The 13,432-nt window shown below is 72.8% G+C and carries 10 protein-coding genes; 3 read left to right on the top strand and 7 right to left on the bottom strand.

Annotation, left to right across the window (positions count from 1 at the left end):
* Positions 1 to 58 precede the first annotated feature (58 nt).
* The 6 genes from ACJ5H2_RS05490 to ftsE form a co-directional block, all read right to left on the bottom strand.
* A complete protein-coding gene (locus tag ACJ5H2_RS05490) occupies positions 59 to 904 on the bottom strand; it encodes a S1 family peptidase (RefSeq protein WP_408898564.1) in 846 nt (281 codons plus the stop codon).
* 73 nt (positions 905 to 977) lie between these two features.
* Positions 978 to 1,916 carry an amidohydrolase family protein gene (locus ACJ5H2_RS05485; protein ID WP_408898563.1) on the bottom strand — a complete coding sequence of 313 codons (939 nt, stop codon included), beginning with the start codon at positions 1,914 to 1,916 and terminating at the stop codon, positions 978 to 980.
* A complete protein-coding gene (gene smpB / locus ACJ5H2_RS05480) occupies positions 1,909 to 2,418 on the bottom strand; it encodes an SsrA-binding protein SmpB (protein WP_408898562.1) in 510 nt (169 codons plus the stop codon). Before smpB ends, ACJ5H2_RS05485 begins: the two co-directional genes overlap by 8 nt.
* 46 nt (positions 2,419 to 2,464) lie before the next feature.
* Positions 2,465 to 3,775: a M23 family metallopeptidase gene (locus tag ACJ5H2_RS05475; protein WP_408898561.1), complete on the bottom strand. Its 1,311-nt coding sequence runs from the start codon at positions 3,773 to 3,775 to the stop codon at positions 2,465 to 2,467.
* A gap of 88 nt (positions 3,776 to 3,863) precedes the next feature.
* A complete protein-coding gene (ftsX, locus tag ACJ5H2_RS05470) occupies positions 3,864 to 4,811 on the bottom strand; it encodes a permease-like cell division protein FtsX (protein WP_408898560.1) in 948 nt (315 codons plus the stop codon).
* A 21-nt stretch (positions 4,812 to 4,832) separates the two neighbouring features.
* Positions 4,833 to 5,522: a cell division ATP-binding protein FtsE gene (gene ftsE / locus ACJ5H2_RS05465; RefSeq protein WP_408898559.1), complete on the bottom strand. Its 690-nt coding sequence runs from the start codon at positions 5,520 to 5,522 to the stop codon at positions 4,833 to 4,835.
* A 119-nt stretch (positions 5,523 to 5,641) separates the two neighbouring features.
* Between ftsE and ACJ5H2_RS05460 the strand changes: the two genes are divergently transcribed.
* Together ACJ5H2_RS05460 and ACJ5H2_RS05455 are read left to right on the top strand one after the other, a co-directional pair.
* Positions 5,642 to 6,304 (top strand): hypothetical protein, encoded by a 663-nt coding sequence (locus tag ACJ5H2_RS05460; protein ID WP_408898558.1) that lies wholly within the window; start codon positions 5,642 to 5,644, stop codon positions 6,302 to 6,304.
* A 93-nt stretch (positions 6,305 to 6,397) separates the two neighbouring features.
* Complete coding sequence (locus tag ACJ5H2_RS05455; protein WP_408898557.1) at positions 6,398 to 8,176, top strand: fibronectin type III domain-containing protein; 1,779 nt, start codon at positions 6,398 to 6,400, stop codon at positions 8,174 to 8,176.
* Here ACJ5H2_RS05455 and prfB read toward each other — a convergent pair whose 3' ends face one another.
* Complete coding sequence (prfB, locus tag ACJ5H2_RS05450) at positions 8,177 to 9,295, bottom strand: peptide chain release factor 2 (protein WP_408898556.1); 1,119 nt, start codon at positions 9,293 to 9,295, stop codon at positions 8,177 to 8,179. It abuts the gene before it with no gap.
* A gap of 219 nt (positions 9,296 to 9,514) precedes the next feature.
* On the opposite strand from prfB, the gene ACJ5H2_RS05445 reads away from it, so the two are divergent.
* Positions 9,515 to 13,414: an Ig-like domain repeat protein gene (locus tag ACJ5H2_RS05445; RefSeq protein ID WP_408898555.1), complete on the top strand. Its 3,900-nt coding sequence runs from the start codon at positions 9,515 to 9,517 to the stop codon at positions 13,412 to 13,414.
* The last annotated feature ends 18 nt before the right edge of the window (positions 13,415 to 13,432 follow it).

The following is a 13,432-nucleotide window of genomic DNA, read 5'->3' as shown; positions in this document are numbered from 1 at the left end:
GGCCCGCGCCACGCGCGGACCCCTCGGTCTCGTCGTACCCGGGACGCCCCGGGCGCCGTCAGGACGCCAGGAAGGGCGCCAGCCAGTCGGCCACGACGGGGATGTCGATGCGCTGGTAGCCGTCGATGTAGCGGCAGTTCGACGTGTAGCCGTAGGAGGTCACGCCGACGACCTTGCCGTCGAGCCACAGCGAGCCGCCGGAGTCGCCGAAGCAGGTGCCCCCGGTGCCGAACGGGTCCTTCTCGTTGCCGTTGGTCTGGATGACCTGGGGGGTGATCTTCTGCCCCGGCATCTCGACGTAGCGGCGGATGAGCGGGTAGCTCTGCGGCGTGGGCTTCTGCGGGCCGGACTCGGCCTGGCGGACCTCGGTGCCGTAGCCGACCGCCGTGAAGATGGTCTTGCGCGGCTGGGTGATCGCGTCGGCGGCGCCGAGCTCGGCGAGGGGCGCCGGCGCGATGTCGGTGACCGGCTCGTCGAGGACGATGACGCCGACGTCGTTCCAGTTGTCGAGGTCGGTGAAGTCGCTGTACTGCGGGTGCGTGTGCGCCGTGCCCGACAGGTAGCCCGCGGCGGCCAGCTCCTCGGAGGTGTAGCCGGCGGTGACGTCCGCGGCGACGGGGAGCGGCGACGGCGGGGCCTCCGCGAGCACGCTCTCGAACGTGACCAGGGTCTTGCCGAGGGTGCCCGAGGTGCAGTGCGCGGCCGTGACGAGCACGGTGGGGCTGATCAGGGTGGCCGAGCAGCGGAAGCGGCCCTCGGCGTCGTAGAACGCGATCAGGGCGACATTGGGGTGGGTGTCGCCGTCCGGGGTGCCGCCGGTGCTGGCGGACGCGGGGGACGTGGGAGCGACGAGACCCAGGCCGGCGGCGATGGCGACGGCCAGGGTCAGGAGACGAAGACGCATGGCTCTCCTCCGAGATGGAAATGGGTGGGCACAGTCCAGCACCTCCGGACCTGCGGAGGGAAGATCCCTCACGTCAAGAATTTCCGGTCGGCCCCCCGAGCAGCCGGAAGCCGTTGTGCCAGCACACGTCGCGGAGCCAGTCGTCGCCGAGGTCGAGGCGGGCCAGGCCGCGCAGCTGGTCGGAATAGGGGTACGGGATGGTCGGGAAGTCCGAGCCCAGCAGCACCTTGGGCTGCAGGTCGACGAGCCGCGGCAGCAGGCCGGCGGGATAGGCGCCGTCCTGGTCGAAGAAGTCCGTGAAGACCATGGTGGTGTCGAGGTGGACGTTCTCGTAGCGCTCGGCGAGCACCAGGAAGTCCTCGTACTCCGGGGCTCCCATGTGCGCGACGAGCAGCCGCAGGCGCGGGTGGCGGCGCAGCAGTCGCGCCACGGATTCCGGGCCCGTGAACGCGTTGCCGACCGGCCCCGAGCCGGCGTGCACCGTCACGGGCGTGCCCGCGTCCTCCAGCACGCCCCACACCGGGTCGAGGACCGGGTCGTCGGCGAGGAACTCCCCGACCTGCAGGTGGATCTTGAAGATCTCGACGCCGTCGTCGACCAGCGCGGCGACGTACCCCGCCGCCTCCGGCTCCGGGTAGAACGTGGCGGACCAGACGATCTCGGGCTCCGTCGCCGCGAACTCGCGGGACCAGTCGTTGAGGTAGGTGGCGACCCCCGGCTTGTGCGCGTAGGGATGGGTCGGGAAGCGGCGTACGCCGAACGTGCGCAGCTGGGCGACCCGCTCGTCGAGCGAGCCGCGGTAGCGGATCGGCCAGGGCCGGCCGATCTTCGGGCCCGCGGAGTCGAACACCGCCCACACCGCGCGCTGGATGTTGGGCGGCAGGAAGTGCGCATGGACGTCGACCAGGCCCGGCAGGCCCAGGCCCTGCCAGAACTCCCGCACCTGCGCGACCTCGGCGTCGAAGCTCGGCGAGGGCTCGTCCGGCGCCGTCGCCGGGTCCGCCTCAGTCACGCATCCCCTTCAGGCGGCGGCCGATGGCCTCCTGCTTCTCCCGGTCGGCGGTCCGCTCGGCGATGGCCTGGCGCTTGTCCCAGCTCTTCTTGCCCTTGGCCAGGCCGATCTCGATCTTGGCCCGGCCCTTGACGAAGTACAGCGACAGGGGGATCACGGTGTGCCCCTTCTCGCTGACCTTGCGCTCGATCTTGTCGATCTCCGCGCGGTTGAGCAGGAGCTTGCGCTTGCGCCGCGCCGCGTGGTTGGTCCAGGTGCCCTGGGCGTACTCCGGGATGTGGACGCCGTGCAGCCAGGCCTCGCCGCCCTCGATGTCGACGAAGCCGTCGACCAGGCTGGCGCGGCCCATCCGCAGCGACTTCACCTCGGTGCCCTGCAGGACCATGCCCGCCTCGAAGGTGTCCTCGATGTGGTAGTCGTGGCGTGCCTTCTTGTTGGACGCGACGAGCTTGCGCTCGACCGCGTCCTGCTTCGCACCCGACTTCACCGACGACCTGGCCATGGGGCCGATTCTCTCAGCAGGCGCAACCGCTTTGGCGGCGGGCGCCTCAGAGGTACTGCATCGGGTCGACCGGGTCGCCGTTGCGCATCACGATGAAGTGCAGGTGGCAGCCCGTGGACCAGCCGGTCGAGCCGGAGTAGCCGACGACCTGGCCGCGGCTGACCTTCGCGCCCTCGCGCACGGCGTACTTGCTGAGGTGGTTGTAGACCAGCACGATGTCGGCGCCGTTGACCTTGCCGATCGCGAGGTAGAGGCGGTTGCCGTAGACCTCGTCGTAGTACTCGCTGATGACGGTGCCGGCCTCGCCGGCCCACAGGGCGGAGCCGCAGCCGGTGCCGAAGTCCGTGCCGTTGTGCAGGCCCCAGTAGCCGTAGATGGGGTGGATCCGGTAGCCGTACGGCGAGGTGACCGGCCCCGGGCCCGGGCGAGCGAGCAGACCGCCGGTGTCGCCGTTGTAGCTGCCGCCCTGCTTCTTCGAGAGCTCGATGATCTGCTGGCGGATCCGCGCCTCGCGCTTCTCCAGCCGGCGCAGGGCGGCGCGGTCGGCCTCGCGGGCGGCCACGACCTCCTTGCGCATCCCCTTGGTGTGCGCGACCAGGCCGGCGACCTCGGCCTCCGTGGCGGCGGCCCGGTCGACCAGCTGGGAGATGGTGACGACGTTGTCGTCGGCCGCCTTCTTCGCGGCGGCGACCTGGTCGCGCGCGGCGCGGACGGCGGCGCGCTGCTGCGCCAGCGCGTCCTCGGCGGCCTCCAGGGCGACCAGGGCGTCGTTCTGGCGGCCGACGACGACCTTGTTCGTCGTCTCGCCCATCAGCACGTCCTCGATCGAGCCCGCCTCGGCGTACGCCGCCAGGAGGGCCAGGCGCGCATCGCCCTTGGTCGCGATGGAGATCAGCGTGTCCCGGCTGCTGTCGCGCTGGACCGCGACGTCGGCACGCGCCTGCGCGAGCGCGGCACGCGCAGCGGTGAGCCGGCCCTCCGCCTCGGTGAGCTGCGTGGCGAGGGTGGCCGCGGCGGCCCGCGCCTCGGCCAGGTCGGCCTGTACCGACGCCAGGCGCGAGCGGGCGCTGCCGAGCGCCGACTTCGCCTTCTCGAGCCGCCGGGCGATCTTGGCGACCTTCTGGCTGGCCTCGTGGATGTCGCCCTTGACGTCGGCGATCTCGCCGCGGACCTGGTTCTGCTTGTCCTTGAGGTCGTCGCGGTCGCCGGCGTGGGCCAACGGGACGGCGAGGCCGGCGATCGCGATGACGACGGCGACGGCGGTCACGAGCCATTGCGGGTGGGCCCACACGGGCAGCCGCTCGCGCAGGGCGGGCAGGGTACGGCGCAGCCACGGGGCGCTGGGGAAGGAGCGCACAGTCAGACCAATCAGTGTTCGGGGAAGAGTCGTTCGGCTCGCTCGCTGACGCTCGCTCACCGAACACAGCGACCGTAGTCGCCGGCGGTCAGACTTTGACGTATTTGCGGGTCAGCAGGAGTGTCGGGATGAGCGTGAGCGCCGGGCCGAGGATAACGATGCCCGGCGGGAACAGGCCGACCAGCGCCTGGGTGTAGTCACCCCAGTCGACCCATGGCAGGAACTCGACGTGCTCGGCGAGCGCCCGCTCCACACCCCAGTGCTGGAAGGCCGCGAGCACGCCGGCGGCCAGCGCCACGCCGACCACCGCAGCGACCAGCGACTCCAGCAGGAAGGGCAGCGCGATGTAGAGCGTGGAGGCGCCCACCAGACGCATGATCCCGATCTCACGGCGCCGCGCCAGGGCCGCGAGCCGGATCGTGTTGGTCACCTGCAGCAGCGCGGCGAACAGCAGGAAGCCGGCGCCGATCCAGGAGCCGTACTTGAGCACCGTCATGATGCCGAAGATCTGGCCCAGCGCCTCGCGCTGGTCCTGGATGCCCGACACCCCGTCGAGGCCCTCGAGGGCGCTGGTGATGCCCTCGGCCCGCTCGGGGCTCTCGAGGGTCACCCAGTACGCCGCCGGCCAGCTCTCGACGGTCACCACCGGGTCCGGTCCCTCGAAGGCCGCGGCGGTCTTGTTGCGCTTGGCCTGCTCGTAGGCGCGCTGGTAGCCCTCCTCCTTCGACTGGAAGGTGTACGACGCGACCTCGTCGCTGCCCTCGATCTCCTTCTCGATGCGCTGCTGCTGGTCGGCGGTGACCTCGCCGCTGGCGCAGTTGGCGCTGTGCGACGGGTCGTCGGCGGTGCAGAGGTTGACCAGGATCTTCAGCTCGTCGCCGAGGCTGTCGCGGGCGACGGTGGCCTCGCGCTGGACGAGGATGCCGATGCCGGCCAGGGAGAGCGACACGAACAGGGTGAGGATCACCGCCAGGTGCATCGACAGGTTGCGACGCAGACCGGTGCGGAGCTCGGTGAAGACATAGCGCAGCTGCATGGGAAAGAAGGATCTCCTCGATCAGTGCTGGAAGCCGTAGCTGCCGGAGGCCTCGTCGCGCACGACCGTGCCGTGGTCGAGCTCGATCACCCGCTTGGTGAACTGGTCGACGATGCCGTGGTCGTGGGTGGCCATCACGACCGTCGTACCGGTGGCGTTGATGTCGCCCAGCAGGTTCATGATGCCCACGGAGGTCGCCGGGTCGAGGTTTCCGGTCGGCTCGTCGGCGATGAGGATCATCGGGCGGTTGACGAAGGCGCGGGCGATCGCGACGCGCTGCTGCTCACCGCCGGAGAGCTCGTCCGGCATGCGGTCCGCCTTGTCCTTCAGGCCGACCAGCTCGAGCGTCTCGGGGACCACGGTGGCGATCTCCCGGCGCGACTTGCCGATGACCTGCTGGGCGAAGGCGACGTTCTCCGCGACCGTCTTGTTGGGCAGGAGGCGGAAGTCCTGGAACACGGTGCCGATCTGGCGGCGCAGCCGGGGGACCTTCCAGCCGGCCATGCGGTTGATCTCCTTGCCGGCGACGTGGACCCGGCCCGACGTGGGGCGCAGCTCGCGGAGCACGAGGCGCAGCGCGGTGGACTTGCCCGAGCCCGAGGTGCCGACGAGGTAGACGAACTCACCCTTGTCGATGTCGAGGGTGACCTGGTCGAGCGCCGGGCGGCCGGGGCCCGGGTAGCGCTTGGTGACCTTCTCGAAGCGAATCACTGACCTGACGGTACGCGACCCCGGAAGCCGACCGGCGGAGGTGTTCCCCGGTGGGTCGCGGGGACGGAGAGCCAGGTCACGTCGCTCCCCGCAGACAGCGCGTCGGTAGGGTGACGTGCGTGCCGATGGTCCTGCGTGCGCTGCTGCTCTCCGCGCTGCTCACGATCGTTCCCGTCGCCATCGGCGTGGCGAAGTCCGGTGACACGACGCTGTCGCGGGAGCCGGCCGCCTACCGGGCCGTCGCGCTGGCCGACTTCGACACCACGAAGGCGGTCGTGCAGCGCGCGCCCTTCTGCGACCTCGTGCCCGCGGCCGCCGTGGAGGAGGCCCTCGGCTCGGAGGCGACCGTCGCCGCCTACGCCAACGGCGAGCGGTCCGACGCACTCCCCGGAGGCGACGTCTCCCACGAGTACGGCTGCCGCTACTCCCCCGGCACGGACGCCGAGGCAGACGCTCCGTCGGCCGGGACCGCGGGGAGCGAGGCCCGCGGCTGGGTGTTCGCACCCCCGGTCACGGTCGACGCGGCGCGGCAGATCGCGGCCGGATCGGCCCAGGCGCCCTGCACGGCCCTGCCCGACGCCCCGGCGTACGGCGAGCCCTCCGCGGGCGTCGTCTGCCCCGGCGAGGGCGTGCACACGGTGTCCTTCCGCGGCCTGTTCGGCGACGCCTGGCTGGCCTGCAGCCTGACCCTGCCGGCCAGCGTGGCGCAGGAGGAGCTGGTCGAGCGCGCCGGGCGCTGGTGCGTGGCCGTCGCCCAGGCGGCCTCGGTCCCGCTCACCTGAGGACCCCGCCGATCGGTCGGACCTGCCGGGACCATCGTCCCGAGCCGGCCTGCGACGGCTCAGGGGGCCCACCGGCCGACCGATGGGCCGGTCATGCAGCATCTGGTGCGCTTGGGGAGCATCGCCGTGGCCGCGCTCGGCCTGAGCCTCGCGGGACTGACGGTCCCGGTCTCGGCCGAGCCCGACCCCGGGCCGGCCGGCCTGAGCGCAGCTGAGCAGCGCCTGCTGGCGCAGGACCCGGCCATCGAGGCGTCCCCCGACGGAGCCCTGTTCGCCGTCGACGAGTGGCATCCGCCCACGGCGACCGCCGCGGCGAGCGCGGAGGCCGAGGCCGCGGTCGCCGAGGTCGTCGCCGCGACCGCGACGACCGATGCCTTCGCGCTGCACAGCCGCCCGGGGGCCGCGCGCACGATCTACCTCGACTTCGACGGCGGCAGCCTGCTCGCGAGCAACTCCTGGCTGCTCAACGGGCTCAACAGCCTGCTCTTCGGAGGCTGGTCACTCGACAGCCTCGCCCTGCTGTTCTCCGACGCCGAGCGGGCGGTCATCCGCGAGGTCTGGGCGCGCGTGGCCGAGGACTTCGCCGCCTGGGACGTCGACGTGACCACGCAGGAGCCGTTGTACGGCGGCCTGTTCCGCAGCTCGAGCAGCGACCCGACGTACGGCGCTCGCGTCGCGTTCACCAACGACGGCGCGGTGCAGTCCCAGCTGTGCGGAGGCGGTTGCGGAGGCATCGCCTGGATCGGCACGTTCAACGAGATCGCTCCGCAGGAGCAGCACAGCCCGGCGTGGGTGTTCCCGTCGTCGCTGGGCCAGAAGGCGAAGAACATGGCCGAGGCCGCGGCCCACGAGGCCGGTCACACCCTCGGCCTGGCTCACGACGGGTCCGGGACCAGCGGCTACTACACCGGCACCTCGCTGTGGGGTCCGGTGATGGGCAGCCCGTACTCCGCCGCGGTCACCCAGTGGTCACGCGGCTCCTATGCCGGCGCCAACAACGCCGAGGACGACCGTGCGGTCATCGGCGCCCACGGCCTGCCGCCCCGCACCGACGAGGCGGGCAGCACCCCCGCGACGGCGGCGGACCTGAGCACGCTGCCCGACGGCGCCGGCGTGATCACCGGGCCGGCCGACGCCGACTGGTACGCGCTGACCGGCTGTGCCGGCACCCTCACCGCCAGCGCCTCCCCCGCCGCGGTCGGGCCCAACTTGGACATCGTCCTCGAGCTGCGCAACGCCGCGGGCGCGGTCGTCGCCTCCCACGCCCCCGCGACGACGCGCACCACGGCCGGGCTCAGCGGGATGGGCGCCTCGCTCACGGTCCCGCTGACCGGAGGCCCCTACTATCTCGCCGTGTCCGGCGGCGGCTCCGGGGCCGGCGGCGCGAGTGGCTGGAGCACCGGCGGCTACGACGCGTACGGCAGCGCCGGCGCATACCGGCTGCTGATGTCCGGATGTGCCGGCGGCACCGGGGTCCCCGTGCCGCCGCCCAGCGAGCTCCCGCTCGAGCCGGACGGCCCCACGGCCGACCTCCCGTCCGTGGACCCGGGGCCGCCGACGTCCCGTCCGGGTCGTCCCGGCGCCCCGACCGCTCGCAGCGGCGCACGCGGGGGAAAGGTCACCGTGCGGCTGTCGTGGAGCCCTCCGGCCGGCGGCGGCGGTGCCGTCGACGGCTACGTACTCAAGGCCTTCCGGCTCGACGCGCGCGGCCGGGTCGTCGCTCGCACCAGCACGGGGGCGCTGCCCAGCACGACGACGAGCGCCGACGTGGTCCTGCCCCGCAAGGGCCGGTGGGTGCTGCGGGTCAAGGCCCGCAACGCCCTCGGCTGGGGCCCGTTCAGCCCGCGCTCGGCCGCGGCCAAGGCGCGCTGATCAGTTGGCGTCGGCCTGCTCGGCGCCCCGGCGCCAGCGGATGCCGGCCTCGAGGAAGCCGTCGATCTCGCCGTCGAACACGGCCTGTGGGTTGCCGGTCTCGTAGCCGGTGCGCAGGTCCTTGACGATCTGGTAGGGGTTGAGCACGTAGTTGCGCATCTGGTCGCCCCAGCTGGCCGCGACGTCGCCCTTGAGGTCCTTCTTGAGGGCGGCCTCCTCGGCCTTCTTCTTCGCCAGGAGCTTGGCCTTGAGGACGATCATCGCGGCGGCCTTGTTCTGCAGCTGCGACTTCTCGTTCTGGCAGGAGACCACGATGCCGGTCGGGACGTGGGTCAGCCGGACCGCGGAGTCGGTGGTGTTGACCGACTGGCCCCCGGGACCGCCGGAGCGGAAGACGTCGACGCGGATCTCGTTCTCGTCGACCTCGATCTCGTCGGTCTGCTCCAGCTGGGGCACGACCTCGACCGCGGCGAACGAGGTCTGCCGGCGGCCCTGGTTGTCGAAGGGGCTGATCCGGACCAGCCGGTGGGTGCCGACCTCGACGGAGAGGGTCCCGTAGGCGTACGGCGCGTGGATGGCGAACTCGGCGGACTTGATGCCCGCCTCCTCCGCGTAGGAGATGTCGTAGACCTCGACGGGGTACTTGTTGCGCTCGGCCCAGCGGGTGTACATCCGCATGAGCGTCTCGGCGAAGTCGGCGGCGTCGACCCCACCGGCGCCGGAGCGGATGGTGACGATCGCCTCGCGCTCGTCGTACTCGCCGGACAGGAGGGTGCGCACCTCGAGCCCCTCGACGGCCGCCTTGATCCGGGCGAGCTCGGCGTCCGCCTCGGCCATCGTGTCGGCGTCCGCCTCCTCCGCGGCGAGCTCGGCGAGGACGGCGAGGTCGTCGATGCGCTGCTGCAGGGCGCGGAAGCGGTCGACCTGCCCCTGCAGGCCGGAGAGCCGGCCGGTGACCCGGGTGGCGTTGGCCTGGTCGTCCCACAGGTCGGGCGCCGCGACCTGGACCCCGAGCTCGGCGATCTCCCGCTCCATCTTGGGCAGGTCGAGGACCTGCTCGATGGTGTGCATCGTCGCAGTCAGCTGCTTGATCTCGGAGTCGTAGTCGGGGCCAGCCACAAGGAGCAAGGTTACGGCGCGGGCCGCGAATCACCGAGCCGGGGCGCGCGCGGGCGCCCGGCAGGCCGCGCCGGGGCGGTCTCGGCAAAGAAAAGGTGAGCCCTTTTCAGAAAACCGTGTGCGCCCCGCCACAACCTGCTTGAATCCCGGACACTCCCTCCGCCACACGGTCCGTCCGTTCCTCTCGGGTGGCGTCCCTCCTCACGCCGATGGTGACGCATGCTCCCAGCACCGATCGACCGCACCCCTCTGTCCGGCAGCCGCCGGCGCGCGCCGCGCGCGCTCCGACGGCGGGTGGCCTGGCTCAGCGTCCTCGCGACCGTCGTCTCGACCCTCGGCCTGGTCGCCGCCGGCTCCCCGGCGCGCGCCGTCCAGGCCAGCGGCGACGACGTCGCCGCGTGGACCAACGGCTGGTCGTGGACCTATGCGACGACCTTCCGCTACACCGCCGACACCGCGGACGTCACGATCAACGAGAGCGTGACCTACACCGTCGCCGGCGTGGAGACCTTCCAGGGACAGAGCGCCTACCGGCTCGACATCAGCGGGACGATCACCGGCGGCGGCGGCAGCGCGGCCGTGGACGGCGTCGGAAACGCCAACCTCAGCAACTTCTCCGGATCCGTGAGCGGCACCCGCTACGTCCGGCGGTCCGACCTGGCCCTGCTCCAGGAGCAGCAGCACCAGAACCTCAAGGCCAAGGCCTCGATCTCGATCATCTCGACCAACATCACCGCCGCGGTCGACCTCGTGATGACGCCGCGGGGCGGCTGGCGCGCCATCGACTTCCCGGTCGAGGCCGGTCAGGCCTGGCGCAACGACGTCGACGTCGACTACGACGGCGGGTTCAGCTACGACGCGGGCAGCTACGGCAGCGGCTCCGACACCTTCGAGGGCGTCTTCTCCCTCGACGCGCCCGTCAACGTCACCAACGCCACGGCGAGCGTCCCCGCGGGCAGCATCGCGACCCGGCGGGTCCACTCCCAGAGCTCCGACGGGCAGCTCGTCAGCACGCACTGGTGGTCCCCGGCCCACCGCAACGACGCCCAGGAGTACCTCAAGCTCCCACTCGACGGCGCCACGCTGACCCTCGACCGCAAGCTCTCCTCGGCGGCCACGCCTGCCCCGGCGACCACGCTGACCGGCACCATCACGCCGTCGCTGACCTGCGCGGGCGCCGAGATCGCGGTCGCCGGTCGGCTGAGCACCGGAGCGGCCGGCGTGCCGGTCACCGTGTCCCTCGACAAGTCGCCGCTGTCGCCTGGTCAGGTGGTCTCGACCAGCACCACCACGACGTCCGGGGGCAGCTACTCCGCGACCCTGACCGCGCCGGCCCAGGCCGACGGCCTGCAGAAGACCGGCGTACGCGGCAGCTGGGGCGTCCTCGTGACCGCCGGGGGCGTCACCACCGCCGCCACGCTCGTGGTCACCCCGAAGAACTGCAGCACCCTCGCGTACGACGGCGCCACCTCTGCCGAGCAGGGCAGCACCGCCACCGTCCGCGCCGTCCTCAACGACCGCACCGGCGCGAGCGCGGCAGGCCGCACGGTGACCTTCGCGCTCTCCGGCGGCGGCTCGGTCAGCGCGACCACGAACGCCGCGGGCGTCGCCCAGGCGCAGCTCGACGTGGCGGGACCGCCGCGGGCGGCCACCCTCACCGCGACCTTCGCCGGCGACGGCGGGCTCGAGTCCGCCACCGCCTCGACGCCCTTCACGGTCGGGACGATCGCCACGACCACGACGGTGCTCGCCGACCCCGGGGTCGTCACGGTGGGCGAGCCGGTCCGGTTCACCGCGACCGTCGCACCGCACCACGGCGCCACCCCGACCGGCACGGTGCTCTTCAACGTCGACGGCTCCGACTTCGGCGCGCCGGTCCCGCTGAGCGGCGGGCAGGCGACCAGCGCCGCACTGTCGACCCTCGGCCTCGGCAGCCACACCGTCCGCGCGACCTACAGCGGGTCCGGCGACCACACCGGGAGCACCTCCAGCGAGGTCACCTTCCGGGTCCGCGAGCCGCTGCTGGGCACCAGCACGGCCTCGTCGGTCTCCCCGGCGAACGCGGTGCACGGGCAGCCGGTGACGCTCTCCGCGTCCGTCTCGACCGGAGCGGGCACCCCGACCGGAGACGTGGTGTTCACCGTCGACGGCGCCGAGGTGGGCCGGGCCGGCGTCGGCGCGGACGGCAACGCCGCCGTCGTCGTCACCGACCTCCCCGTCGGCAGCAACGCCGTCGTCGCCACCTACACCGGTGACGACGTGTACGCCGGAAGCGCGGCCGCCCCGAGGACGGTGACCGTCGCGAAGGCCTCCGTCGCCGTGGCGCTCGACGCCTCCGACGACACCACCGTCAGCGGCGAGGCGGTCAGCTTCACGGCGACCGTCGCCGTCGAGGCTCCCGGCGGCGGCACGCCGGGCGGGACGGTCCAGCTCCTCGTCGACGGCACCGCGGTGGGCGACCCGGTGGCGCTCGACAGCGGCGTCGCGGTCTTCCCGCCGGTCACCACGCTGCGGGCCGGCACCCACACCGTCGAGGCCCGCTACGCCGGCAGCAGCGCCTACCAGGCCGGGTCGGACCAGCGCGAGCAGGTCGTCGCGCCGGCCGACACGGGCACCGTCGTCCAGGCGAGCCCGTCGCCCTCGGTGCAGGACCAGACCGTCCAGCTGACGGCCTCCGTCGCGGCCCTCAGCCCGGGGTCGGGCAGCCCGACGGGCACGGTGACCTTCCTCGCCGGCGACGAGATCCTCGGCGCCGCGCCGCTGGAGGCCGCTGCGTCGGGCAGCACGGCCACCCTCGACGTGGACGACCTGCCGCCCGGCACCCACCAGCTCACCGCCCGGTTCGCGGGTGACGGCGACTACCGTGCCAGCACCTCCGAGGCCGTCACTCACACGGTGATCCCGGGAACGGCCGTCGTGGCGACCACGACGACGCTCTCCGCGAGCGCCAACCCCTCGTCGTACGGCGAGCCGGTGACCTTCCGCGCCACGGTCTCCGCCGAGGGCTCCGCCGACGGCGAGAGTCCGCAGGGCAGCGTGCAGTTCTCGCTGGACGGGCGGGACCTCGGCGGCCCCGTGCCGGTCGAGGACGGGCTCGCGGTGAGCCCGCCGGTCGCGACCGCCGAGCCGGGCGACCACACGGTCATCGCCGCCTTCACGGCCGCGCCCGGCTTCTCCGGCAGCGGCGACATCCTCACGCAGACGGTGCACACCGCCGTCCCCGAGGTGTCCGTCGCCTCCTCCGACCCGTCGTCCGGCGTCGGCGAGGGCGTCCGGTTCACGGCCGAGGTCACCGCGGAGGCGGTCGCCGCGAACGGCGGGATCGCCCCGACCGGCTTCGTCCAGTTCGCCGTCGACGGCCAGCCGGTCGGCCAGGCCGTCGCGCTCGTGGACGGGGCCGCGAGCACCGCGACGGTCGACGACCTCGCACCGGGCAGCCACGTCGTGACCGTGCTCTACTCCGGCGACCTCCGGTACGGCGCCGGCACCGCACAGCTGACCCAGGAGGTCGGCCTGGTCGCGACCACGACCACGATCGCCCTCGACCGCGACTTCGCGGTCTACGGCGACGCGGTGACCCTCACCGCCACCGTGACGCCGGGCGAGGACCGCCTCGGCGCACCGACCGGCACCGTCAGGTTCACCGAGAACGGCCAGGTGGTCGCCACGGCCACCCTGGCGCCGGGCGCTGGCGGCACCGGCGTCGCGACCGCCACCATCGCGGGGCTCGGCGCGGGGAGCCACTCCCTCGTCGCGGAGTACGCCGGCAGCAACCGCTTCGCGGCCAGTGCGTCCGGTCCCGGGAGCATCACGGTGGCACAGCAGCCGACCGCCATCCAGGCCACGCCCGCCGTGGTGTCGCTGACCCCGTTCCTGCTCCCGCTCGGCCAGCTCCGCGCCACGATCACCGGCAACGGGCAACCCCTCGCCGGCGTGCCCCTGGAGTTCCGCATCGGGGCGAGGCTGGTCTGCACGACGACCACCAACGAGTCCGGGTTCGCCACCTGCAACGCGGCGGCCCAGCTCGTGCTCCTCACCCTGCACGGTGGCTACACGGTCAGCTACGCAGGCGATGCCCACCATCTCTCGTCCACGGCGCGCGGCGCCCTCCTGAAGTGAGGACCGCTCCGATGAAAG

This window comes from Nocardioides pymetrozini (genome assembly GCF_046058985.1).
In the GTDB taxonomy this organism is placed as follows: Bacteria; Actinomycetota; Actinomycetes; order Propionibacteriales; family Nocardioidaceae; genus Nocardioides.
Note: the sequence above shows the minus strand (reverse complement) of the source record. Positions and strands in the feature narration are given on the sequence as shown.

Excerpts from the sequence above, each read along its gene's own strand:
- ACJ5H2_RS05490 (WP_408898564.1), bottom strand. The coding sequence starts at position 904 with ATGCGTCTTCGTCTCCTGACCCTGGCCGTCGCCATCGCCGCCGGCCTG.
- smpB (WP_408898562.1), bottom strand. The coding sequence starts at position 2,418 with ATGGCCAGGTCGTCGGTGAAGTCGGGTGCGAAGCAGGACGCGGTCGAG.
- ftsX (WP_408898560.1), bottom strand. The coding sequence starts at position 4,811 with ATGCAGCTGCGCTATGTCTTCACCGAGCTCCGCACCGGTCTGCGTCGC.
- ACJ5H2_RS05455 (WP_408898557.1), top strand. The coding sequence starts at position 6,398 with ATGCAGCATCTGGTGCGCTTGGGGAGCATCGCCGTGGCCGCGCTCGGC.
- ACJ5H2_RS05445 (WP_408898555.1), top strand. The coding sequence starts at position 9,515 with ATGCTCCCAGCACCGATCGACCGCACCCCTCTGTCCGGCAGCCGCCGG.